Below are 24,445 nucleotides of genomic sequence, written 5' to 3'. Positions count from 1 at the left end.
CGCCAAACGTCCGATTGACAATGAGGGCGCGAAAGACGCCATGTGACGCGCGATATCGCTCGTGCGCGGGTTAAAGTCAGCCAAGGACCGAGCTAATCGGTCCATCGCAGAAGAAGGTCGGGAATGAAGGAGAGGGACATCTGATGTTCGAATACAAAACGTTTTCTAGGGCGGCTGCCATTGCCGCCATCGCAGGCCTTGCAGGCCTCGCACCGGTCAAGGCGCAAGACACCGTCAAGATCGGCCTGATCCTGCCGATGACCGGCGGCCAGGCCTCGACCGGCAAGCAGATCGAGAACGCGATCAAGCTCTACATGCAACAGAAGGGCGATACCGTCGCCGGCAAGAAGATCGAGATCATCGTCAAGGACGATGCGGCAATTCCCGACAAGACCAAGACCGCAGCGCAGGAACTGATCGTCAACGATAAGGTCAGTTTCATCGGCGGCTTCGGCGTGACGCCGGCCGCGCTGGCCGCCGCTCCGCTGGCGACGCAGGCCAAGATTCCGGAAGTCGTGATGGCGGCCGGCACCTCCATCATCACCGAGCGCTCGCCCTATATCGTGCGCACCAGCTTCACGCTGGCGCAGTCCTCGACCATCATCGGCGACTGGGCCGTGAAGAACGGCATCAAGAAGGTGGCGACCCTGACGTCGGACTACGCGCCGGGCAATGACGCGCTCAACTTCTTCAAGGAGCACTTCACGGCCGGCGGCGGCGAGGTGGTCGAAGAAGTCAAGACGCCGCTCGCCAACCCCGACTTCGCGCCGTTCCTGCAGCGCATGAAGGATGCCAAGCCCGACGCGATCTTCGTGTTCGTGCCGGCGGGCCAGGGCGGCAACTTCATGAAGCAATATGCCGAGCGCGGCCTCGATAAGGCGGGCATCAAGGTGATCGGACCGGGCGACGTCACTGACGACGACCTGCTCAACAACATGGGCGACGCCGTGCTCGGGACCGTTACCGCGCACATCTATTCAGCGTCGCATCCCTCGCAGATGAACAAGGACTTCGTTGCCGCCTACAAGAAGGCGTTCGGCAATCGTCCGGGCTTCATGGCGGTGAGTGGTTATGACGGCATCCACCTGATCTACGAAGCGCTGAAGAAGACTAACGGCGACACCGACGGCACCAAGCTGGTCGAAGCCATGAAGGGTCAGAAGTGGGAGAGTCCGCGCGGTCCGATCTCGATCGATCCGGAGACGCGCGACATCATCCAGAACGTCTACATCCGCAAGGTCGAGAAGGTCGACGGCGAGCTCTTCAATGTCGAGTTCCAGACCTTCGAGGCCGTCAAGGATCTCGGCAAGACGAAGAAGTGACGCGCGAAAGCGCGTCATCCGGCGGCTCTTCCTTCACACCTCTCCCGCTTGCGGGAGAGGTCAGCGCAGAGCGCCGGGTGAGGGTTCTTTCCTCTGGGGCAGCCTTCGTTGTTGAGACACCTCTCCCCAGCCCTCCCCCGCAAGCGGGAGAGGGAGCGCAGCACGGCCCTGAGCGACACTAGAGATGATATTCGACGTTCGATGACCTCGATCCTCACCAACCTGTTCGATGGCGTGGCCTACGGCATGCTGCTGTTCGTGCTTGCCTGTGGGCTTGCGGTCACGCTCGGCCTGATGAACTTCGTCAATCTTGCCCACGGCGCCTTCGCCATGGCCGGCGGCTATGTCTGCATGTTGCTGGTGAACCAGCACGGCTGGCCGTTCTTCGCGGCATTGCCGCTCGCCTTCGTCTCGTCCGCGGTGATCGGCATCGTGCTCGAGCGCACGCTTTATCGCCACCTCTATACACGCAGCCATCTCGACCAGGTGCTGTTCACGATCGGCCTGACATTCATGTCGGTCGCGGCCGTGGACTACATCCAGGGCTCCTCCCGTGTCTTCATCAATCTGCCGGCTGCGCTGCAGGGCCAGTTCGATGTGTTCGGCATCGGCATCGGCCGCTACCGACTGATGATCATCGTGATCTGCGGCCTGCTCACGATCGGTCTGCAGATGGTGCTGGCCAAGACCCGCTTCGGCAGCCGTCTGCGCGCCGCGGTCGATGATCCCCGCGCCGCCAGCGGTCTCGGCATCAACGTGCCGCAGGTGTTCGCCTTCACGTTTGCGTTCGGATGCGGCCTTGCCGGCCTCGGCGGCGCGCTGAGCGCCGAGATTCTCGGCCTCGATCCGTATTTCCCGCTGAAGTTCATGATCTACTTCCTGATCGTAGTCACCGTCGGCGGCTCGTCCTCGATCACAGGCCCGTTCCTGGCCTCGCTGCTGCTCGGTATCGGTGACGTCGCTGGCAAATATTACGTGCCGAAGATGGGACCCTTCGTGATCTACACCATGATGATCGTGATCCTGATCTGGCGCCCGAACGGCCTGTTCGGCCGCACGGCCGCGCGTTGAGCTTGCCGATGAGCGCTTCTTCCGACGTCGGTTATCACGCCCAGCGGCACGCGCGTTGGCACTATGGCGAAGCGGCCTTCTGGCTTATCGTGCTTGCCTGCGGCTTCCTGTTCCCCGCGCGCTATCTGATCATGACCGACATTCTGCGGTTGGCGCTGTTTGCGATGTCGCTCGATCTCATCCTCGGCTATGCCGGCATCGTCTCACTCGGCCACGCCGCCTTCTTCGGCGTCGGCGCCTATGCCGCGGGACTTCTTGCGCTTCATGGCGTCATCAACGAGCCCGTGCTGGCGCTGATCGCGGCGGGTCTTGCCGCGATGGTGCTGGGCTTCGCCACCAGCTTTCTGGTGATCCGCGGCGTCGACCTGACCCGCCTGATGGTGACGCTGGGCATCGCGCTGCTCCTGGAGGCGCTCGCCGAACGCTTCTCCAACATCACCGGCGGCACCGACGGCCTGCAGGGTATCGAGATGCAGCCGATCCTCGGCCAGATCCCGTTCGACATGTTCGGCAAGGCCGGATTCTTCTATTCGCTGGCCGTGCTGTTCGTGCTGTTTCTGCTCGCCCGCCGCATCGTGCATTCGCCTTTCGGCCTGTCTCTGCGCGCGATCAAGAACAACCCGCTGCGTGCCGCCGCCATCGGCATCCCCGTCAACCGCCGCCTGATCGCAATCTATACGCTTGCGGCGTTCTATGCCGGCATCGCAGGGGCGCTGTTCACCCAGACCACCGCGATTGCCTCGCTCGATGTGTTCGCATTCGATCGCTCGGCCGATCTGATGCTGGTGCTCGTCATCGGCGGCACCGGCTATCTCTATGGCGGCCTGATCGGCGCGGTGATCTTCCGCATGCTCCAGGAAGTGTTCTCCACCATCACCCCGCAATATTGGCAGTTCTGGATCGGCCTCGTGCTGGTCGTGATCGTGCTGGTTGGTCGCCAGCGGCTGCACTACGGCGTGCTGTTCCTGCCCAATTTGCTGATCAAACAGATTGCCGGACGCAAGGCGGTTGTGACCGTGCCGGAGAGCGACGCATGACCATCGCACTCGAAACCCGGAACCTCGAAAAGACTTTTGGTGGCCTGCGTGTCACGCGGGATCTTTCGCTCAAGATCGAGCAGGGCGCCCGTCACGCGCTGATCGGCCCAAACGGCGCCGGCAAGACCACTGTGATCAACCAACTCACCGGCGTGCTCAAGCCGAACTCGGGTCGCATCCTGCTCGAAGGCCAAGACATCACCGATCTGCCCGTGCACAGGCGCGTGTTGCGCGGACTGTCGCGCACATTCCAGATCAACCAGCTCTATCCTGATCTCACGCCGCTCGAGACCATCGGCCTTGCCGTCTCCGAGCGGCTCGGCCATGGCGGCGATTGGTGGCGGCGGATGGGTACGCGCAGCGACGTCAACGGCGAGATCGCCGATCTCCTGACGCGCTTCCATCTGCTTGATGTCATGAACGAGCAGACCGTGACGCTGCCGTACGGCAAGCAGCGCCTGCTCGAGATCGCGGTTGCGATCGCCGCCAAGCCGCGCGTGCTGCTGCTCGACGAGCCCGCCGCCGGCGTGCCGGAGAGCGAGCGCCACGACATTCTCGCGGTCGTCGGCAGCCTGCCGCGCGACGTCACCGTGCTGCTGATTGAGCACGACATGGACCTCGTGTTCTCGTTTGCCGACCGCATCTCGGTGCTGGTCTCCGGCGCGTTGCTGACCGAAGGCCCGCCCGAACAGGTCGCGCGCGATCCACAGGTGAAGGCGGTTTATCTCGGCGAGGAGGCGGTCAATGTCTGACCTGCTTGCAATCGACCAGCTTCGCGCCGGCTATGGCGAGGCGGTGGTGCTGCCGAAGATGACGCTGAACCTTGCCGAAGGGCAGGTGCTGGCGCTGCTGGGACGCAACGGTACCGGCAAGACCACGCTGATCAACTCCATCGTCGGCGTCACCCGCCGTTTCTCGGGCTCGGTCACGCTCGCCGGCACGGATGTCACGAGCTTGCGGCCCGACCAGCGGGCGCGTGCCGGCATCGGCTGGGTGCCGCAGGAGCGCAACATCTTCCGCTCGCTGACGGTGGAAGAGAACATGACCGCGGTGGCGAAGCCCGGTCCCTGGACCGTCGAGAAGGTCTATGAGATGTTCCCGCGGCTGAAGGAACGGCGCAGCAATTTCGGCAACCAGCTCTCCGGCGGCGAGCAGCAGATGCTGGCGATCGGCCGCGCGCTGACCCTCAACCCGAAGGTCCTGCTGCTGGACGAGCCGACCGAGGGCCTCGCCCCCATCATCGTCGAGGAGCTTCTGAAAGCGATCGGGACCATTACCCGGGCCGGCGGCATCTGCTCGATCATCGTCGAGCAGAACGCGCAAAAGATTCTGGGGCTCGCCGACCGTGTTGTGATATTGGAGCGCGGAACGATCGTCCACGACGCCCCGAGCGCCGCGCTCAAGGCCGACCCGTCGGTCCTGGAGCGCCACCTCGGCGTCGCAGGGGCGGCGGCCCACTAACTTGTCCGACGGGTTTTCTTCACGCGAACCGGTCTCCACTTCGCTTGAAAACGCTATAGAAAATATCTTGGGAGTTAAGAAATGCAGCGAACCAAAGCCCCCTTCCGTGCCGACGAGGTCGGCAGCCTTTTGCGCCCTGCCAAGATCAAGGAGGCACGCGCGAAACTAGAGAAGGGCGAGATCTCGGCCGACGATCTGCGCAAGATCGAGGACATTGAGATCGAGAAGGTCGTGCACAAGCAGGCCTCGGTCGGCCTGAAGCTCGCGACCGACGGCGAATTCCGTCGCTCCTGGTGGCATTTCGACTTCCTCGCCAAGCTCAGCGGCTGCGAGCTGTTCCACCCCGACACCGGCATCCAGTTCGCGGGTGTGCAGACCCGTCACGACGCGGTGCGGGTGATCGACAAGCTCGATTTCCCCGACCATCATCCGATGCTCGACCACTTCCGTTTCCTGAAGAAGGTCGCCGACCAGGCCCACGTCACCGCCAAGATGACGATCCCCTCGCCGGCCGTGCTGCACTTCCGCGGCGGCCGCAAGGCGATCTCCAAGGACGTCTATCCCGATCTCGACGCCTTCTACGAGGATCTCGGCAAGACCTACCGCAAGGCCGTGAAGGCGTTCTACGACGCGGGCTGCCGCTATTTGCAGTTCGACGACACCGTGTGGGCCTATCTCTGCTCGCCCGACGAATTGCAGAAGGCGCGCGAGCGCGGCGACAATCCGGACGGTCTCCAGCAGATCTACGCCCGCATCATCAACTACGCGCTGGCCGAGAAGCCGGCCGACATGGTGGTGACGACGCATGTTTGCCGCGGCAATTTCCGCTCGACCTGGATTTCCTCGGGCGGCTACGAGCCGGTGGCTGAGACCATGCTCGCCGGCACCAATTACGACGGCTATTTTCTCGAATACGACAGCGACCGCGCCGGCGGCTTCGAGCCGCTGCGCTTCCTGCCCAAGGGCAACAAGGTCGTCGTGGTTGGCGTCATCACCTCGAAGTTTGGCGAGCTCGAGAAAAAGGACGACATCAAGCGTCGTCTCGAAGAGGCTTCCAAGTTTGCTCCCCTGGAGCAGCTCGCCCTGTCGCCCCAGTGCGGCTTTGCCTCGACGGAAGAGGGCAACATCCTCTCCGAGGAAGAGCAATGGGCCAAGCTGAGCCTTGCGGTCGAAATCGCGAAGGAAGTGTGGGGCAACTGACGAGTATTGTCATTCCGGGGCGATGCGAGGCATCGAGCCCGGAATCTCGAGATTCCGGGTCTGGTGCTTGCGCACCATCCCGGAATGACGACGCGCTTGCGAGTCCTCACTTCTCCGCCAGATAGACCTCGCCCAGCAGCGAGGAGTTCGACCACGGCACCTGTTTGTTCTTCGTGGTCGAGACCACCTCCGCCCGCACCCGCGTCAGCATCTGCTGCACTTCGAGGCCCGGCGTGCCGAGATGGCGGGACAGCGCGGCGGAGAAGGGGGAGTTGGCGCCTTCGCCATCGAGCGCGACCTGGCCCGGCGCGGTCGCGAATGCGATCAGCGTGCCGGCCCCCAGTGTTGCACCGGACCCGAGGCTCGACGGCGCAGCGAGGCCCGAGGCGCCTTCAATGCCGCGACTTCCGCCAGCGTTTGCGACCTGCTGTGCCATCGGGTTGTTGCGGCAGGCATCGAAGATCAGGATATTGGTGCGAACCTGGTCGTCGAGACCCGCCATGATCGTGTCCATGTCGATCATGGCCTCGGTCATGCTGCTGCCTGGCTTCAGTGCGACGTCGACGGGAATGAGATAGTTGCGGCCGTCGATCTGCACGCCATGGCCGGCATAGTAGACCAGCGCCACCTGCGCCCGTGCGGCCTCGCGCAGGAAGTCGCGCGTCATCTTCTGCATCGCGGCACGGTCGAGGTCGACGCCCTCCGACACGGTGAAGCCGATGTCGCGCAGGCTCTTTGCGACCGCGCGCGCGTCGTTGGGTGGGTTGGGCAGCGCCTTCACATGCGCATAGGCACCGTTGCCGATGACCAGCGCCATGCGGCTGCCGCGAACGGCCGGTGCAGGCGAGGGCGCAGGAGACGGTGCAGGTGCCGCGCCCGTCTGCTGCGGCGTCGGCGCTGCCGCCGGTTGCGTCGTCGGGGATGGTGCATCGCGCGGGATCGGCGCCGCTGCGTCCGTCACCAGCGACAGCCGCACCTTTGCGGTGGCCTGATTGGCCTTGCTGACCGCATCGGAAGCCACGATCGCCAGCGTCGCGTTGTAATCCTCGCGCGCGTGGGCGTAGTCGCCTTTCGCTTCATAGGCCATCGCGCGATGGGTGTAGCCGGAGATCAGCACGCTGTTCGGCGGCGTCATGATGTTGACGGGCGGTTTCTCCTTGGCGAGCCGGATCGCCTCGCTGCCATCGGCAATGGCGCGATCGAGTTCGCCCTTGGCGCGCCAGATCGAGGTGCGGCTGATCAGCGGCTGCGGCAGTGTCGGATCGAGCCGGATCGCCTGGTTGATGTCGGCGAGCGCGCCGTCGAGATCGCCGAGCGCCTCTTTCGAAACGCCGCGGTTCAGCAACGAGAACGCCGATTTCGGATCTGCCTTGATTGCGGCATCGTAGTCGGCAATCGCCTTGGCGTAGTCGCGCTTGCCGCGCCAGGCATTGCCTCGATTATGGAAGATGCTGGCGCTTGGCGGGCCGAGCTTCAGCGCATCGTCGAAATCGGCGATGGCGATGTCGTAGTCGCCCTTGTCGTAATAGGCCGAGCCCCGCAAATTGTAGACCGGTTGGCTCGGCTGCAGCCGGATCGCCTCGGTGGTGTCGGCGATGACCTTGGCGTAGTCGCCTTTCTTGTTCCAGCCCACCGCGCGCCAGAAATAGACGGTCGCGAGCTGCTCGCCCTTGAAAACCTTCAGGGCGATAATTTTGGTGCAGGCGTCGACCATCTGGTCCGCCGGCGTGGTCTCGGTGGTGCAGAGCGGACCGAGCTGGCTACGCGACTGGGCGGAGCAGGGTGCCGACCAAAGGATCGCGGCGAGCAGGGCGAACGCGACGAGCAGGCGGCTCATGGGTAATTCCTTGAGGAGACGTGCTTGTTTGTTGTCCGGCGGCACGTTGGGGTTCACGGGCGCGTCATCGGGTTTGGGGTAAAGCAGGCGGCGGTATTCCCTCGGTGGGCAGAATTTGCTAGGAGACAGGTCCCAACTTTCCTGCCCACCGCTCTCCCATTCATGACGAACGACGAAATCCTGAGCCAAATCACCGAGTTCTGCCGTAAGGCGGACATGGCGGAATCAACGTTTGGCCGACGGGCGGTGAACGATGGGAAGCTCGTGCACCGCCTGCGCGAGGGCAAGCGCATCACCATCGACACGCTGGAGCGGATCCAGGCCTATATCGCGGCATCGACGACCGGTGGCCTGCCGCCGCCGCGGGGGCTTCAAGTTCCCCCGGAAAAGCGCGATCCACGGGGCAATTTCCGTTTTTTCGAGAACCGGCAGAAATATCTGCTGTTCGTCCACACCTGCAGCGAAAAACGGGTGGTCGCCGACCGGGTGGCGCTGGAGCTTTCCACAATCCATCCGCGGCCGCCGGCGCTGCGCATCTTCGATGCCGGGGTCGGCGACGGCACGGTGCTGGCGCGCGTGCTGCGCGCCACGCACCAGCGCTACCCGCACATGCCGTTCTATGTGGCCGGCAAGGAGCTCAGTCTCGAGGATCTGCGCCTGACGCTCGAGAAGGTGCCGGACCGCATTTTCGAGCACCCGGCATCCGTTTTCGTCTTCACCAACATGTTCTATTCGGAGGCGCCCTGGCTCACGCCGGCATCGCCTGCCGCAGCTGCTGCGACCGTCTGGCACGAGGTGCCGCTGAGGGGCGCCTCATCGGGCGAGTTCGAGCAGCAGATCGCTGAGCTCCGGCCGTTCCTGGAGCAGAATTGGCGCGCCGCGATCAGCCCGCGTACGGCGATGCCGCTCTACGAGCGGCCGGTCGTGCTCGTGCTCTACCGCGACGACCACCGATTCCTGCTCGATTCGACCATTCCTCGGCCCGGACAGACCGAGGCCAATTTTGACCTCGTGATCGCATCCCAGCCATACCGGGCCCTGTCATCGGTCAATTTCCGGGCCAAGCGGATCATTGCACCGCTGGCGCGGGCATTGCGGCCGGGCGGCCGCCTGATCGGAATCCACTCCCACGGTCACGATCCCGGCATGGAAATGATCCAGGCCATCTGGCCCGGAGAAAACCCTTTCTCAGTGAGCCGTCATGAGCTATTGCGCGCCGTTAAGTATGAGCTCGGATCGTTGGGCCGAGACCTAAATTTTAATGCTTATGCGGATAACCGTTCGATCTTCAGGTATGATATGGAAGCGCTGCCCAACGAGGTGACGGGTACCATCGGGACCTCGACGGCCTTTGCAGCGTGGAATGCGGCGGTGTATGTCGCTCAGATTGAGGACGACCGGTTGACAGATATGACTCAAAACGGCCGCACTCTGGATGCCGCCAGGGATGTGCTGCGGAAGTACAACGGGCTCTGGTTTCTCGACGAATCCTACGTCATCTCGCGCCGGCGTGATTGACATAATCCAACTGTAAACATCGCAAACGTCCGCCGGTAGCGGTGGAACAAGGGGTTTCTTGATGCGCGCGTCCTATCTCTTCACCAGTGAGTCCGTGTCCGAAGGCCATCCGGACAAGGTCTGTGACCGGATTTCCGATGAAATCGTCGACCTGTTCTACCGCGAAGGGCCGAAAGCCGGCATCGATCCGTGGGCTATCCGTGCCGCCTGCGAGACGCTGGCGACCACCAACAAGGTGGTGATTGCCGGTGAGACCCGCGGTCCGAAGTCGGTCACCAACGAGCACATCGAAAGCGTCGTGCGCGCGGCGATCAAGGACATCGGCTACGAGCAGGAAGGCTTCCACTGGAAGACCTGCGACATCGAGATCTTGCTGCACCCCCAGTCGGCCGACATCGCGCAGGGCGTCGATGCGCTGCAGCCGGGCGAGGTCAAGGAAGAGGGCGCTGGCGACCAGGGCATCATGTTCGGTTACGCCACCAACGAGACCCCGGACCTGATGCCGGCTCCGATCTTCTACGCCCACAAGATCCTTCGCCTCATTTCCGAGGCCCGTCACTCCGGCAAGGAGAAGGTGCTCGGCCCCGACTCCAAGAGCCAGGTCACCGTGCAGTACGAGAACGGCAAGCCGGTCGGCGTGCGCGAGATCGTGGTCTCGCACCAGCATCTGGTTCCGGACCTCACCTCGAACCAGGTCCGCGAGATCGTCGAGCCGTACGTGCGCGAGGCGCTGCCGAAGGACTGGATCACGCCGAAGACCATCTGGCACATCAACCCGACCGGCAAGTTCTACATCGGCGGTCCTGACGGCGACTCCGGCCTGACCGGCCGCAAGATCATCGTCGACACCTATGGCGGTGCCGCCCCCCATGGCGGTGGCGCGTTCTCCGGCAAGGATCCGACCAAGGTCGATCGTTCGGCCGCTTATGCTGCGCGCTACGTCGCCAAGAACATCGTCGCCGCCGGTCTTGCCGATCGCTGCACGCTGCAGCTTGCCTACGCCATCGGCGTGGCGCGTCCGCTGTCGATCTACATCGATACCCACGGCACCGGTAAGGTGTCCGAGGATCAGCTCGAGAAGGCCGCCGCCAAGGCGATGGACCTGACCCCGCGCGGCATCCGCAGCCACCTCGACCTCAACCGCCCGATCTACGCGCGTACCTCGGCCTACGGCCATTTCGGCCGCACGCCTGACAACGAGGGCGGCTTCTCCTGGGAGAAGACCGATCTCGTCGAGCAGCTGAAGCGCGCGCTCTGATTCTTGTGCGTCATTCCGGGTTCGTGCGCGAACCCGGATCCTTAAATCCTCACGTCGCTAGTCCGGGGCGCCTCTTCAAGGTGGCCCGGAATGCCCGTTCAACAACAGGACACTCGCAATGAACGCGAAGCCCGGCTTCACCGATTACATCGTCAAGGACATTTCGCTCGCCGATTTCGGCCGCAAGGAACTCTCGCTGGCCGAGACCGAGATGCCCGGCCTGATGGCCACCCGCGAGGAGTTCGGCCCGAAGCAGCCGCTGAAGGGCGCGCGCATCGCCGGCTCCCTGCACATGACGATCCAGACCGGCGTGCTGATCGAGACGCTGGCGGCGCTCGGCGCCGACATCCGCTGGGTCTCCTGCAACATCTATTCGACGCAGGACCACGCCGCCGCAGCGATCGCCGCCGCCGGCATTCCCGTCTTCGCCGTCAAGGGCGAGACGCTCAAGGATTACTGGGATTACACCGCAAAGCTGTTCGACTGGCACGGCGGCGGTCACCCGAACATGATCCTCGATGACGGCGGCGACGCCACCATGTACGTCCATCTCGGCCTGCGCGCCGAGAAAGGCGACACCGCGTTCCTGGACAAGCCGGGCTCGGAAGAAGAGGAAGTCTTCTTCGCGCTTCTGAAGAAGCAGCTCAAGGAGAAGCCGAAGGGCTACTTCGCCGCGATCGCCGAGAGCATCAAGGGCGTTTCCGAAGAGACCACCACGGGCGTGCATCGTCTCTACGACATGCAGAAGGCCGGCACGCTGCTGTGGCCCGCCATCAACGTCAACGACAGCGTCACCAAGTCGAAGTTCGACAACCTCTATGGCTGCCGTGAATCGCTGGTCGACGGCATCCGCCGCGGCACCGACGTGATGATGTCGGGCAAGGTCGCGATGGTCGCGGGCTTCGGCGACGTCGGCAAGGGCTCGGCGGCTTCGCTGCGCCAGGCTGGCTGCCGCGTGATGGTGTCGGAAGTCGATCCGATCTGCGCGCTGCAGGCCGCGATGGAAGGCTACGAGGTCGTGACCATGGAAGACGCCGCGCCCCGCGCCGACATCTTCGTCACCGCCACCGGCAACAAGGATATCATCACCATCGAGCACATGCGCGCGATGAAGGATCGCGCCATCGTCTGCAACATCGGCCACTTCGACAACGAGATCCAGATCGCGGGTCTGCGCAATCTGAAGTGGACCAACATCAAGCCGCAGGTCGACGAGATCGAGTTCCCCGACAAGCATCGCATCATCATGCTGTCGGAAGGCCGGCTCGTGAACCTCGGCAACGCGATGGGCCACCCGTCCTTCGTGATGTCGGCGTCCTTCACCAACCAGACGCTGGCGCAGATCGAGCTGTTCGCCAACAACAAGGACGGCAAGTACAAGAAGGAAGTCTACGTGCTGCCGAAGTCGCTCGACGAGAAGGTCGCACGTCTCCACCTCGCCAAGATCGGCGTCAAGCTCACCGAGCTGCGCAAGGACCAGGCCGATTACATCGGGGTGAAGCAGGAGGGTCCGTACAAGTCGGACCACTACCGGTACTGACCGGCAGACCTATCGATCAACAACGCGAAGCCCCGGAGCGATCCGGGGCTTTGTTGTTTCGGCGCATGGAATTCAACCCGTTTCGTGGTTTCCGCACGGCTGATTGCCGATTGACGCCCAGCGGCGACGGGCCGACAATCGCCGGTGGCGGAGGAAACCATGCAACAAGAACATTTCGACGTGCTGATCGTGGGTGCGGGGCTATCAGGCGTCGGCGCGGGCTATCATCTCCAGACCAAGTGCCCGGGCAAGAGCTACGTCATTCTGGAGGGGCGCGACTGCATCGGCGGCACGTGGGACCTGTTTCGCTATCCCGGCATCCGCTCGGACAGCGACATGTTCACACTCGGCTATTCCTTCAAGCCGTGGACCGATCCGAAGGCGATCGCCGACGGGCCGCAGATCCTGAACTATGTGCGCGAGACGGCAGCCGAGAACGGCATCGACAAGCACATCCGTTACCGCCATCGCGTCAAGCGCGCGGCGTGGTCGACGAGTGATGCGCGGTGGACCATCGAGGCCGAGCGCATGGCGGGCGAGGGCGCCACGGAGCTCGTGCGCTTCACCTGCAATTTCCTGTTCATGTGCGCGGGCTATTACAAATATGAGGCGGGCTACACGCCGGAGTTCGCGGGCGCAGCTGACTTCGCCGGCCGCATCGTGCATCCGCAGAAATGGACCGGGGATATCGACTACGCCGGCAAACGCGTCGTCGTGATCGGCTCGGGCGCGACCGCGGTGACGCTGGTGCCGGAACTCGCGAAGAAGGCTGCGCAGGTCACCATGCTGCAGCGCTCGCCCACCTATGTGGTGTCGCGTCCGGCCCAGGATCCCGTCGCCAACAAACTGCGCCGCAACTTGCCGGCGCGGCTGGCCTATCATTTGATCCGCTGGCGCAACGTGATGTGGGGGATGTTCTTCTTCCAGCTCAGCCGACGCAAGCCGGCGAAGGTGAAGAACCTGATCCTGACGGGCGTGAGAGCCGCGCTCGGGCCGGACTACGACGTCGCGACCCATTTCACGCCGCGCTACAATCCCTGGGACCAGCGGCTCTGCCTCGTGCCGGACGGGGATCTCTTCAAGGCGATCCGCGAAAAGCGCGCGGCCGTGGTCACCAACGAGATCGACACGTTTACGCACGACGGCATCCGCCTCAAGGACGGCAGCGAGCTTGCCGCCGACATCATCGTGACCGCGACGGGCCTGGTGCTCCAGGTCGTCGGCGGCCTCGAGGTCAGCGTCGACGGCCGTATCGTCGATTTTGCCAAGACTCTCACCTACAAGGGCATGATGTATGCCGACGTGCCGAACATGGCATCGGCCTTCGGCTACACCAATGCGTCCTGGACGCTGAAATGCGACCTCACTTGTGAATATGTCTGCCGGCTCATCAACTACATGGAGCGGCACAATTTCCGGCAAGCCGTGCCGCACAATGACGATCCTGATATCACCGCACAGCCGTCGCTGGAATTTACCTCGGGCTATGTGCAGCGCTCCGTCGCGAAAATGCCAAAGCAGGGCTCGAAGCGGCCGTGGCGGCTGTACCAGAACTATGCGCTCGACATCGTTTCCTTGCGCTTCGGCAAGATCGACGACGGCGTGATGCGGTACTCCTGATCGCCGGCTGACACTTGCAGCCCGGCCGCAATGGTGCCGGCAATGGTTAAACGATGCTGTCGAAGTGAGTGCGAACATACGCACCGCATTGAGTGGCGGCTGATATGCGCCAAGGCGCACCTCTCGACATGTCGCGGCCATTGTCGATCCGGAACAGATCGCCTCTATATGCACACAGGTTAATGGTGGCGAATGCGGGGTCCCGCAATGCATCACTCCGGCCGTCACGGGCTACGGCTTCTTCGTCGTCTAACCGCGATGTTCATTCGTCGCCTTGGTCTCGTATTCTTGCTTCCGCCCCGGGATACCAGGTTCTGGCAGCGGCCAAAAAAAATTTACAACACTATCGCGGGGACTCGACCATCTGTTATCTCAGCGGAGTAGAGTTCAAGCGCATCGTGGGATTAACTTAACTCATACTCCATCAAACCGGCAGAAGCTCAAAGTTACTACAAGATCGAGTGAGGACCATCCCATGCATCTCCAAAAACGGATACTTATCACAGGCGGTTCAGGATTCCTCGGCTCCCATCTGTGCGAGAGGCTGCTGGCGACGGGAGCGGAAGTCATCTGCCTTGACAACTTCTTCACCGGAACGCGCCGCAACATCGAGCACCTGATTGGTCAGACCCGCTTTGAGCTCATCCGTCACGATGTGACGTTTCCGATCTATCTTGAAATTGATGAGATCTATAATCTCGCGTGCCCAGCGTCCCCCGTGCACTACCAGCACGATCCGGTCCAGACGACGAAAACGAGCGTACATGGGGCGATCAATATGCTTGGCTTGGCCAAGCGTACCAAAGCCAAGATTCTTCAGGCCTCCACTTCTGAAGTTTATGGAGATCCTAGTGTCCATCCGCAAAACGAGGAATATTGGGGCAACGTAAATCCCATCGGGATGCGCTCTTGCTATGATGAAGGCAAGCGCTGCGCCGAAACCCTATTTTTCGACTATCGGCGTCAGCACAAGTTGCGGATCAAAGTTGCGAGAATCTTCAACACTTATGGTCCTCGCATGCATCCCAATGACGGGCGCGTCGTGTCGAATTTCATTGTTCAGGCGCTGCGAGGTGAAGACATTACCATCTACGGGGATGGATCTCAGACTCGCGCGTTTTGCTACGTCGATGACTTGATCCATGGGCTCGTCAGTTTGATGAACACCGATGATCGAGTTACCGGACCAATCAATATCGGAAATCCGGCAGACGTTTCGATGCTTGAGCTCGCAAGTACCATAATCAATATGACTGGATCATCCTCCAAGATTGTGCACCTTCCTTTACCGGCCGATGATCCGCGTCAACGACGTCCAGACATTACGAAAGCGAAGCTGGAACTGGCCTGGGAGCCGAAGACGCAGCTTGGCGAAGGGATTGCGAGGACGATTGCCTATTTTGAAAAGCTACTCAAAGAACTGCCGTAGTTTGTCCGCCCTGTACCAGAACTATGCGCTCGACATCGTTTCCTTGCGCTTCGGCAAGATCGACGACGGCGTGATGCGGTACTCCTGACCACGCCGCCGCCTGCGGTCACGCCTTGCGCGTCGTGAGCGCGAGGCCAAGGTCGATCGCGAGCGCCAATATCACGCCGCCGCCGCCGAGAGCGAACAGGACGAGATAGTCGCCGCCGGTCTGCGCAAAGATCCAGCACAAGCCGTAGGCCGCAGCCGCCTGGAACAGCGCAAAGCTGGTGGTGGCGTGGCTCCATGTCGCACGCTGCTGCTCGCTGGAGTGCGGAACGAGCTCATGGATGCGGCCGAGCACCAAGGGCACGATGCCCGGCGTGAAGCCGCCGACCACTACGCTCGATACGATCAACGACACCGGTGCTGTGCTGACGGTGGGCAGCAGCACGGCGGCTGCTTCGATCAGAAAGGCTGCGCGCAAGGCCGGGCCGAATCCGGAGCGGTCGCCGAGATGTCCGGTGACGAGCGGGCCTACGATCGCGCCGAGGCCGTACAGTACCCAATAGCGTGATCCGGCCGCAATGCCCTGGCCCAGACCACGCGCCACGAAATCGACGATGAAGACCATGTGCGGCACCAGCGCGACCGCGTTGAGCCCGTACTGGATCAGGAGCGCCCGGGCGGCCGGCGAGGTGTGACGCCGTTTCGTGTGGTGCGAGGACGCAGTATCGCCCCTGGCTTCCGCGGGCCAGTTCCACCAACTCAGGAGTGTGAGGACGGCGGCGAGGACGCCAAGGCCATACCAGCTCTGCGGCAAGCCCTGTTGCAGCAACAGCGGCACCAAGGTGCCCGATGCAGCCACGCCGAGCCCAACGCCCGCAAAGATCACGCCGCCGACGATGCCGCGCCGGCTGGCCGGGGTGTGTGGCAGGATTACAGAAGCAGCCAGCACCATGATGATGCCGCCGGTGAGACCCGAGAGGAAGCGCCAGGCGAAGAACCAGATGAAAGACACCGGAGCAGAGCTGGCAAAGAAGGAGAGGGTGGCGAGCAGCATCATTGCCCGTAACGCTCGGATCGCCCCGATACGGGCGGCGACAGCTCGCGCCGCGAACGCGCCGGCGAGATAACCGGCAAGGTTCGCGGCACCGAGATAGACGACGTCGGAGGCACTGAACCACTTTGCTGCAATCAGCGCCGGGATCAACGGCGTGTAGGAAAAGCGGGCGAGGCCAAGCCCGACCAGCGATGCGGCGAGGCCGGCGACGGCATATCGCCAAGTTGCCTCTGACGTCGTGCCCGGCCGCTGCTGCAGCCGGGCCTCGTGCTTGGTATTTGCATGGAGTTCGGTCATGTCATCCTCCTGCGCGCACGGGCGCGCAGATGTCCTTAGTGGCCGGCGCTCTGGCCGCCATCGACATGCAGAATCTCGCCGGTGACGAAGGACGCACCCTCCAGATAGAGCACGGCATCGACGATGTCGGACATCTCGCCCATGTGGCCGACCGGGTGCATTGCGCCGTACTGCGCGTGCGTCGACACCGGATGCATCGGCGATTTGATGATTCCTGGCGCCACCGCGTTCACGCGGATGCCGCGCCTGGCGTATTCGATCGCGAGCGACCTGGTCGCGGCGTTGAGGCCGCCCTTGCTCAGCGAGGCTAGCACTGAGGGCACGTTCGAATTGGCATGGTCGACCAGCGTGGTGCTGATCTGGACGACGTGGCCAGACCCCTGCTTCTCCATCTCGGCGATCGCGAGCTGGGTGATGTTGAAGAAGCCCGCGACGTTGGTGCCCATCACAGACGCGTAATCCTCGGCGGTATACTGCGTGAACGGCTTTGCGACAAAGATGCCGGCATTGTTGACCAGCGTATCGACGCGGCCGAAGCGGGCGACGGCCTGCGCAACCACGCGCTCGGCGGTTGTCCGGTCGGCGATGTCGCCGGGAATGGCGAGAACTTCGTCGTCGCCCGACGGCTTGATCGACCTTGCTGTGGCGACCACACGATAATTGCGATCGCGAAAGCCCTGGACGAGGGCGGCGCCGATGCCCTGCGACGCACCGGTGATGATGGCAACCTTCTGCTCGATACCCATGACGGGCTCCTGTTGTTGATCCGTGCCAGCGCTGGCTGGCCTGGGGGTGATCTATGCTGCGGTAGGCCGGCTGCGAATGCGCGCTGTCCGGCAGACACTCTTTCGCGGCGCGCACGAATGCCCGGCCGGCAGCTGGCGGGGAGTTGTCGCGGTTGGGGCAAACGCCTAGCTTGCGGGTGGAATTTCAGAAGGGCCGCGGGAAAGCATGGATCGTCTGGATGCGATGAAGGTATTCGTCCTCGCGGTGGACGAGGGCAGCCTTGCCGCCGCCGGCCGCAAGCTTGGCCGTTCGCCTGCGGCGGTCAGCCGCGCCATCGCCTTTCTCGAAGAGCGGGTGGGCGCCGAGCTGCTGCATCGGACCACGCGATCAATCAAGCTGAGCGAGGAGGGCGAGCGCTACGTCGCGGTCTGCCGCCGCGTGCTGATCGAGCTGGAAGAAGCCGACGACATTGCAGCTGGCCCGCGCACCGCGCCGCGCGGCCTGCTCACGATCACCGCGCCGGTGGTGTCAGGCGAGATGGTGCTGCGTCCGATCCTCGATGCGTTTCTGGACGCCTATCCGACGGTGTCGGCAAAGCTCCTGCTGTTCGATCGCGCGGTCAGTCTGATCGATGAAGGCGTGGATGTCGCGCTTCGCATCGGTCCGCTCGCGGACTCGGCGATGGTTGCGACGCGGATCGGCGAGGTCCGCCGTGTCGTCGTGGCAGCTCCCCGCTATCTCAATCAACACCCGCGGATCGAAGAGCCCGGCGATCTCGCCAAGCATCAGGTCGTGGCGATGGCCCATCTTCCCAATTCATGGACGTTCAAGCCGCCGAAAAATTCGTCGGCGCCTCGCACGGTCCAGTTCACACCGCGACTCACCGTCAGCAGCACCTATGCGGCGGTGGCTTCCGCCGTCGCCGGGCGCGGCGTGGCGCGGATGTATTCGTATCAGGTTGCCGAGCAGGTGGCGCGCGGCGAGCTCGAGATCGTGCTTGCCGGTGACGAGGATCCCGAGATGCCGGTTCACCTGATCTGTCCGCAGGGACGGCTCACAGTGTCGAAGGTGCGGGCTTTCACCGACTTCGCAGTCCCGCGGCTCAGGAAGCAGTTCGCGCTGCTCAAGAAGAGTCTCGGTGCGCGCTAGACATCGCGGCCACGGCGCGGCAGCCAATGCGTTGTTTCGCGTATACGGCCGCCCGGCTGAATCGGCGATGGTTCCCAAACGGTTAACGCCGATTTAACGGATGAGTCCTAGCCTGTCTCGGCCGGGGTTACTCGCAAGGCCGAGGTGAGCCCAATGGAAGCCCAGAAGATCGCGGTCGACGCTGTCGTCGCGCTGACCGATTGCGACCGCGACGCCGTCATCGCATTCATCCGCCGGCTCTACCTCGCCGGCGTCACCGATCCCAAGCGCCTGACTTTCAAGGGCTTGCAGGCGCTGTCGCGGGCTTGATTCGGCTAGTTTCGGTCCGTTTCGGCCCAAATCTCTAGTCCCGCGCTCCCCCCAGCGTGAACACAACCCGCTGGTGAATAACTTGCCGGTTGGGCCGGGTCGCGTTAGATCACGTCCCCGGCTGGGTCACTCGGGATTTGGGGAAATGCTGAAACAGCTTTTTGCGCCGCAACTTGTCATTTTGTATGTGCTTGTGGCATCGACGATTTACGTTCACTTCCGCGGCAAGCAGCGGCTGCGCTTTGCGCGCCAGCTCGGCGATCACTCGACCTACCTCGCGCCCTACAATGTGCTGATGTATGCGGGTTCGGCGGTGCCAAACAAACCGGTGATCTCGGTTGAGCAGTTTCCGGAGCTGAAGCCACTCAGCGAAAACTGGGAGACCATCCGCGACGAGGCCGTGCGCCTGTTCGACGAGGGCTTCATCCGCGCCGCTGCCAAGAACAATGACTGGGGCTTCTACTCATTCTTCAAGAGTGGCTGGAAGCGATTTTACCTGAAGTGGTACGACGACTTCCTGCCTTCGGCGAACGCACTGTGCCCGAAGACGGTGGAGCTGCTCAAGTCGATCCCGAGCGTGCACGGTGCGATGTTCGCCATGCTGCCGCCAGGCGGCAAGCTCGGCGCTCATCGTGATCCCTTCGCCGGCTCGCTCCGCTACCACCTCGGTCTCGTCACGCCGAACTCGAACAAGTGCCGTATCCTGGTCGACGGCGTCGAATGCGTCTGGCGCGACGGTGAAGCCTTCATGTTCGACGAAACATTCATCCACAGCGCGGAGAACCAGACTGACGTCAACCGCATCATCCTGTTCTGCGACGTTGAGCGCCCGATGAAGTACGGTTTCATGACCGCGATCAACCGCTGGGTCAGTCATCACATCGTCAAGGCGTCGGCGACCCAGAACGTCGATGGCGAGCATGTCGGCGCGCTCAACAAGGTGTTCGGCAAGCTCTACGAGATCCATCTCGGCAGCCGCAAGGTCAAGGAATGGAACCGCAACGTCTACTACACGCTGAAATATTCGCTGACGGCGCTGATCCTGGGCCTCATCGTGTTTTCGGCGTTGAAGTGATGTAGGTAGGGCGGATTAGCGACTTGTGCGCCGTAGCTCGAAGAGCGAAGGCGAAAGCGCAATCTGCCCACCATTCTCCGCACTCATCTGGCAGCGAACGCTACGAGCTGAACGCCAGCGGAGCCAAGGACAGTGGCAAGAACGTAGCGTGTTGCCGTTTGCGAGAGCCATCGCAACCCTATCGTGGTTCCGGCTATCGCGCCGGCGAGCGCGCCCAGTGCATACAGCCAAGTTTGGGACGACGGTACCTGTCCAACGTGGATCGCCCCGACCAATCCGATGGCGGAGTTTCCGAGGATGAAAGGCGCGGAGAGCGCCGCGGTCTGTTTGGGTGATGCCCAGCGCATTCCAACCAAAATGGGAGCTAGGAACACGCCACCGCCAACGCCGGTTAGCCCCGAGATGAAGCCGACGCCGGCGCCCGTCAATATTGCGGCCCCGAGTGGCGTGGCTCGATCCGGCAAATCTTCGTTTCTCCGTCCGATCACCAGGACGATAGCGGCGAGCAGGAGCACGATTCCCGTGATGGTGTGGTAGATATCATCGGCCAGAACGATGGATGCGCCCGCCAGAGTGGTTGGCAGTGAGGCGATCAGAAGTGGCTTCAGCTTGGCCCAGTCGATATGGCTGCCGCGATTGAATAGCCACGTGGAATAGGTAGCCGCAACGATATTGAGCAACAGGGCAGTTGGCCTCATCTCGTTTGGGGGAAACGAGGCAAAGGCCATGAGCGCAAGAAATGCTGTTCCGCCCGCTTGACCTACTGTCGCATAGAGAAGCGAAATTGCAGCGAAGAATGCCGTCAGCATTTTCTAGTGATGATGCCTGTGTCCTTCGGAACCGATGGGGTGCTGATAACCTCGCAGTTCGGCATATCGCTGCATTTGACTCTGATTGAGCAAAGCTGCGGTCGTCAGATGATATTTGAGGTGGCTTTCACGCAGCTGCGCCTGGGTTTCGGAAATGGCAGCGATGGTGGCTTTGAGCGATTCCGGTGTCACCGCACGAGCCGAGAAAAGCTGATCCAGTTCCCTCTCTTGCTCGACGAGCTTGTTGCCTAGCGGGACCGTCTCTTGCTTCATGGCGTCGTAGAGTTTCTGAACTCGAATACGTTGATCCGAAGTCAACTCAAGGCGATCACCGAGTTCGAGAACATGGCTCGGGCCGGGGTATCCATTGAGTTCAGCGGCCAGCGCCAAGCCCATTCCGCGTCCGCTCAGCAGATCGTCGATCTGTTGTCGCGACAGCGCCTTGACGGGACGTTGCTCAAGACCGGCATAAGGCTGGTCCGACTGCGCATCGGCAGCATTGCACATGATGACAAGCGTGGCCGCAAGCAGAAGGCGTCTCATGAGTCTCACTCCGTAAGGTCGGCCGGTTTGCTGATCGATTTCCGCCGGTGCTATCGAGGCAGCATATCTTGCTGGACGGTTCGTCCCGTGGCAACAAGATTGCCTGAGCGAGTTGCCAAATATGGAGCAGGCAATGGCCCCGCTGCCACTTGCGAACACCGAGATCGTTCAATTCTTTCGGCAGTGGCTGGAGAACTTTGCGGGCTATGTCCGCGAGGTCGACTACGCCTCGGCTCGGCCGCTCTTTCACCCAGACGTACTCGCCTTCGGCACACACAATGACGTCATCCCGGGGCTTGATCAGTGGGTCACTACGCAATGGAATAGCGTCTGGCCGAAGACGACCGACTTCCGCTTCGTGCTCGACCAGACCTCGATCCTCGCGTCGGCCGACGGCACGATGGCGACCGTGATCGCACCATGGACGAGCTCAGGCTATCATCCCGATGGCAGCGCGTTTCCGCGCCCTGGCCGCGCGACCATGATCTTTTCGCGGAATGGCGATGGCTGGCTGTGTGTTCACTCTCACATGTCGCTCAATCGCGGTGTGCCGCAGGCGAGCCACGCGAATCGGCCGGTGAAAGCCTGGTAGAAAGATCGAACTAAAAAGGGCCCCGGACAATGTCCGGGGCCCTTTTAATTTCGGGATGTTGGAGGCCTATTCCGGCTGGCCGATCGAGACCTTCAGCGTGCCGACGCCGTCGACGCCGCATTCGAGCTTGTCGCCAGGCTGAAGCTGCGACACGCCGGCCGGCGTGCCCGTCATGATGATGTCGCCGGCGGCGAGCTTCACCTGCCGCGAGAGCTGCCAGATGATTTCAGGCACATTCCAGATCAGCTCGGTAAGGTCGCCCTTCTGCGCTTCCTTGCCGTTGACAGTGAGCCAGATCTTGCCTTTGGAGGGATGGCCGATCTTCGAGGCCGGCTGCACCTCGGAGCAGGGCGCCGAACCATCGAACGACTTGCCGATCTCCCACGGACGCTCCTTCTTGCGCGAGGCGATCTGGAGGTCGCGGCGGGTCAGGTCGATGCCGACGGCATAGCCGTAGACGTGATCGAGCGCCTTGTCGGCAGGGATGTTCAGCCCGCCGCTCTTCATCGCGACGACGAGCTCGACCTCGTGATGCAGATCCTTGGTCAGCGGCGGATAGGGAATGGTGGCGCCATCGGGCGCCAGCATGTCGGCGTGCTTGGCGAAGAAGAACGGCGGCGCGCGTTCGTCATTGCCCATCTCGCGGATGTGCTCGAGATAGTTACGGCCGACGCACCAGATGCGGCGCACCGGATAGCGGCCGCTCTCGCCGACGACAGGGAGCGAAGCCTGGGGCGGAAGTGGAATCACGTAGGAGGCGGCGTTCATGAGGCGGGTCTCGCTGCTCTTGAGGTGGAAGGAACTCTATGCGGTTGCGCTGATCGGCGCCAGCGCCAAGCCTGGATCGTGGTTTTGAAGGCGGAAGAACGAAGCATAGCGGCCCGAGCGGCGCAGCAAATCGTCATGCCGGCCCTGCTCGACAATCTCGCCGCCCTCGACCACCAGGATCGCATCGGCGCGCATGATGGTGTGCAGGCGATGCGCGATCACGATGGTGGTGCGGTTCTGGCAGAGATGTTCGATCGCCTCCTGCACCTGCCGCTCGGATTCGGAATCGAGCGCGGCGGTTGCTTCGTCGAGGAGAATGATCGACGCGTTCTTGATCAGCGCACGCGCCACCGCAATGCGCTGGCGCTGGCCGCCGGAGAGCTGCGTGCCGTGCTCGCCGACCGGCGTGTCATAGCCGAGCGGGAAGCTCGTGATGAAATCATGCGCGCAGGCGGCCTTTGCGGCCTCGATGATCTCGTCCTCGCTTGCGCCCGGCTTGCCGAAGGCGATGTTGTTGCGAATGGTGTCGCGGAACAGATAGACGTCCTGGCCGACATAGGCGGTTTGGGCCCGCAGCGATTTGCGCGAGACCGCGCCGATCGACTGGCCGTCGATGACGATGTCGCCTTGCGTCACCTCGTAGAAGCGCAAGAGCAGCGCCAGCACGGTCGATTTGCCGCCGCCGGACGGACCGACCAGCGCCGTGACCTTGCCGGGCTCGGCAACGAAGCTCATGCGGTTGAGCACCGTCTCGCCATTGCGATAAGAGAAGCTGACGTCGCGCAGCTCGATGCGGGCGTCGGAGAGCTTCAGCGCCGGCTTGTCGTCGTCGGAGTGCTCGCTGGCGGGGCTGTCGACGACTTCGAGCAGCATGCGTGCGCCGACGAGCTGGCTGTTCAAATCGATGTTGAGCCGGGCCAGCCGCTTGGCGGGCTCGGTCGCCATCAGGAACGCCGTCATGAACGAGAAGAACGCGCCCGGCGTGGCGTTGAGCGCGACCACGCTGTAGCCGCCGTAGAGCAGGCAGCCGGCGACCGCGAAGCCGCCGAGCATCTCCATCAGCGGATTGGAGCGATTGGCGACGCGGGCCATCTTGTTGGCGTTGCGCTCGACGATCGCGATGTTCTCGTCGATACGCTCCTGCATCGTCGCTTCGAGCGTGAAGGCCTTCACGGTGCGGATGCCCTGCAGCGATTCCTGCATCGTCTCCATGATGTCGGCGGTGCCGGTGAACTGGTTGTAGGCGAGGCCCTTGATGCGCTTGACCAGCTTGCGCAGCACCAGCATCGCCGGCGGCACTGCGACGAGGCCGATGAACGACATCAGCGGATCCTGCCACACCATCACGCCGATCATGGCCACCAGCATCAGGAGGTCGCGGCCGATGGCGTTGACCAGCATGTTGAGCACGTCAGTGATGGATTTGGCGCCGGCTGTGAGCCGCGCCAGGAATTCGGACGAATGCCGCTCGGAGAAGAAACCGATGCTCTCGCGCATAAGCTTTGCAAACAGCTGGCGCTGGTTGTTGGCAAGGATGGCGTTGCTGATCTTGGTCAGGATCACCATGTGGCCGTAAGTCGCCACGCCCTTGATGAACAGCAGAATCACCGTGATGCCCGAGAACATCGCGATGCCCGGGATGTTCTTGTCGACATAGGCCTGGTTGATGACCTGGCCAAGCACGTAGGTCGCGCCTGCGGTCGCGCCCGCGGCAGCCGCCATGAACGTGAAGGCAATGAGGTAGCGCCGCCAGTAGACGACCCCCTGTTCCATGACCAGGCGGCGGATGAGGACCATCGCCGCATAGGGATCGTCGGTGATTTTCTTTGGAAACTGGGCCATCCG

22 protein-coding genes are annotated in these 24,445 nt (G+C 62.7%); 15 read left to right on the top strand and 7 right to left on the bottom strand.

Going from position 1 to position 24,445, the window contains the following annotated elements; all coding sequences use genetic code 11:
* Positions 1-143 precede the first annotated feature (143 nt).
* The 6 genes from L6639_RS30435 (at position 144) to L6639_RS30410 (ending at position 6,091) form a co-directional block, all read left to right on the top strand.
* The gene (locus tag L6639_RS30435; RefSeq protein ID WP_237865059.1) at positions 144-1,322 is read left to right on the top strand and encodes an ABC transporter substrate-binding protein; all 1,179 of its coding nucleotides are present in this window, start codon (positions 144-146) and stop codon (positions 1,320-1,322) included.
* A 201-nt stretch (positions 1,323-1,523) separates the two neighbouring features.
* A complete protein-coding gene (locus tag L6639_RS30430) occupies positions 1,524-2,393 on the top strand; it encodes a branched-chain amino acid ABC transporter permease (protein WP_237865058.1) in 870 nt (289 codons plus the stop codon).
* Positions 2,394-2,401: 8 nt separating this feature from the next.
* The gene (locus L6639_RS30425; protein ID WP_237865057.1) at positions 2,402-3,430 is read left to right on the top strand and encodes a branched-chain amino acid ABC transporter permease; all 1,029 of its coding nucleotides are present in this window, start codon (positions 2,402-2,404) and stop codon (positions 3,428-3,430) included.
* Positions 3,427-4,182: an ABC transporter ATP-binding protein gene (locus L6639_RS30420; protein ID WP_237865056.1), complete on the top strand. Its 756-nt coding sequence runs from the start codon at positions 3,427-3,429 to the stop codon at positions 4,180-4,182. Before L6639_RS30425 ends, L6639_RS30420 begins: the two co-directional genes overlap by 4 nt.
* On the top strand, positions 4,175-4,891 hold the full coding sequence (locus tag L6639_RS30415; protein WP_237865054.1) for an ABC transporter ATP-binding protein: 717 nt from the start codon (positions 4,175-4,177) through the stop codon (positions 4,889-4,891). Before L6639_RS30420 ends, L6639_RS30415 begins: the two co-directional genes overlap by 8 nt.
* An 81-nt stretch (positions 4,892-4,972) precedes the next feature.
* A complete protein-coding gene (locus L6639_RS30410; RefSeq protein ID WP_237865053.1) occupies positions 4,973-6,091 on the top strand; it encodes a cobalamin-independent methionine synthase II family protein in 1,119 nt (372 codons plus the stop codon).
* Positions 6,092-6,197: 106 nt separating this feature from the next.
* Here L6639_RS30410 and L6639_RS30405 read toward each other — a convergent pair whose 3' ends face one another.
* Positions 6,198-7,928 (bottom strand): caspase family protein, encoded by a 1,731-nt coding sequence (locus L6639_RS30405; protein WP_237865052.1) that lies wholly within the window; start codon positions 7,926-7,928, stop codon positions 6,198-6,200.
* A 162-nt stretch (positions 7,929-8,090) separates the two neighbouring features.
* On the opposite strand from L6639_RS30405, the gene L6639_RS30400 reads away from it, so the two are divergent.
* The 5 genes from L6639_RS30400 to L6639_RS30380 all read left to right on the top strand — a co-directional run bounded on the left by L6639_RS30400 (position 8,091) and on the right by L6639_RS30380 (position 15,293).
* A complete protein-coding gene (locus L6639_RS30400) occupies positions 8,091-9,446 on the top strand; it encodes a hypothetical protein (RefSeq protein ID WP_237865051.1) in 1,356 nt (451 codons plus the stop codon).
* A 61-nt stretch (positions 9,447-9,507) separates the two neighbouring features.
* Positions 9,508-10,704, top strand: coding sequence for a methionine adenosyltransferase (metK, locus tag L6639_RS30395; RefSeq protein ID WP_237865050.1), 1,197 nt, complete (start codon positions 9,508-9,510; stop codon positions 10,702-10,704).
* A 118-nt stretch (positions 10,705-10,822) separates the two neighbouring features.
* Positions 10,823-12,244, top strand: coding sequence for an adenosylhomocysteinase (ahcY, locus tag L6639_RS30390; protein WP_237865049.1), 1,422 nt, complete (start codon positions 10,823-10,825; stop codon positions 12,242-12,244).
* A 159-nt stretch (positions 12,245-12,403) separates the two neighbouring features.
* Positions 12,404-13,864: a flavin-containing monooxygenase gene (locus L6639_RS30385; protein ID WP_237865048.1), complete on the top strand. Its 1,461-nt coding sequence runs from the start codon at positions 12,404-12,406 to the stop codon at positions 13,862-13,864.
* 475 nt (positions 13,865-14,339) lie between these two features.
* The gene (locus L6639_RS30380; RefSeq protein WP_237865047.1) at positions 14,340-15,293 is read left to right on the top strand and encodes a UDP-glucuronic acid decarboxylase family protein; all 954 of its coding nucleotides are present in this window, start codon (positions 14,340-14,342) and stop codon (positions 15,291-15,293) included.
* 106 nt (positions 15,294-15,399) lie between these two features.
* On the opposite strand, the gene L6639_RS30375 is transcribed toward L6639_RS30380, so the two are convergent.
* Positions 15,400-16,629 carry a YbfB/YjiJ family MFS transporter gene (locus L6639_RS30375; RefSeq protein ID WP_237865045.1) on the bottom strand — a complete coding sequence of 410 codons (1,230 nt, stop codon included), beginning with the start codon at positions 16,627-16,629 and terminating at the stop codon, positions 15,400-15,402.
* A gap of 35 nt (positions 16,630-16,664) precedes the next feature.
* Entirely contained in the window at positions 16,665-17,375 is a 711-nt protein-coding gene (locus L6639_RS30370) for an SDR family NAD(P)-dependent oxidoreductase (RefSeq protein WP_237865044.1), read from the bottom strand.
* A gap of 205 nt (positions 17,376-17,580) precedes the next feature.
* Between L6639_RS30370 and L6639_RS30365 the strand changes: the two genes are divergently transcribed.
* The 3 genes from L6639_RS30365 to L6639_RS30355 all read left to right on the top strand — a co-directional run bounded on the left by L6639_RS30365 (position 17,581) and on the right by L6639_RS30355 (position 19,888).
* Positions 17,581-18,504, top strand: coding sequence for a LysR family transcriptional regulator (locus L6639_RS30365; RefSeq protein WP_237865043.1), 924 nt, complete (start codon positions 17,581-17,583; stop codon positions 18,502-18,504).
* 153 nt (positions 18,505-18,657) lie between these two features.
* Complete coding sequence (locus L6639_RS30360) at positions 18,658-18,813, top strand: hypothetical protein (protein WP_014493894.1); 156 nt, start codon at positions 18,658-18,660, stop codon at positions 18,811-18,813.
* 145 nt (positions 18,814-18,958) lie between these two features.
* Complete coding sequence (locus L6639_RS30355) at positions 18,959-19,888, top strand: aspartyl/asparaginyl beta-hydroxylase domain-containing protein (RefSeq protein WP_237865042.1); 930 nt, start codon at positions 18,959-18,961, stop codon at positions 19,886-19,888.
* Between the two features lie 83 nt (positions 19,889-19,971).
* On the opposite strand, the gene L6639_RS30350 is transcribed toward L6639_RS30355, so the two are convergent.
* On the bottom strand, positions 19,972-20,697 hold the full coding sequence (locus tag L6639_RS30350; protein ID WP_237865041.1) for a sulfite exporter TauE/SafE family protein: 726 nt from the start codon (positions 20,695-20,697) through the stop codon (positions 19,972-19,974).
* Positions 20,698-20,700: 3 nt separating this feature from the next.
* Entirely contained in the window at positions 20,701-21,240 is a 540-nt protein-coding gene (locus L6639_RS30345) for a Spy/CpxP family protein refolding chaperone (protein ID WP_237865040.1), read from the bottom strand.
* A 133-nt stretch (positions 21,241-21,373) separates the two neighbouring features.
* Between L6639_RS30345 and L6639_RS30340 the strand changes: the two genes are divergently transcribed.
* Complete coding sequence (locus L6639_RS30340; protein ID WP_237865038.1) at positions 21,374-21,832, top strand: YybH family protein; 459 nt, start codon at positions 21,374-21,376, stop codon at positions 21,830-21,832.
* Positions 21,833-21,898: 66 nt separating this feature from the next.
* On the opposite strand, the gene L6639_RS30335 is transcribed toward L6639_RS30340, so the two are convergent.
* Positions 21,899-22,600 (bottom strand): fumarylacetoacetate hydrolase family protein, encoded by a 702-nt coding sequence (locus L6639_RS30335; protein WP_237865037.1) that lies wholly within the window; start codon positions 22,598-22,600, stop codon positions 21,899-21,901.
* 36 nt (positions 22,601-22,636) lie between these two features.
* The gene (locus L6639_RS30330) at positions 22,637-24,442 is read right to left on the bottom strand and encodes an ABC transporter ATP-binding protein (RefSeq protein WP_237865036.1); all 1,806 of its coding nucleotides are present in this window, start codon (positions 24,440-24,442) and stop codon (positions 22,637-22,639) included.
* Positions 24,443-24,445: the final 3 nt, after the last annotated feature.

Origin of the sequence: Bradyrhizobium zhengyangense, from assembly GCF_022012555.1 — a bacterium.
Classification (GTDB): Bacteria; Pseudomonadota; Alphaproteobacteria; order Rhizobiales; family Xanthobacteraceae; genus Bradyrhizobium; species Bradyrhizobium zhengyangense.
The sequence above is the reverse complement of the archived record's forward strand: the minus strand, read 5'-3'. Positions and strand labels throughout refer to the sequence as shown.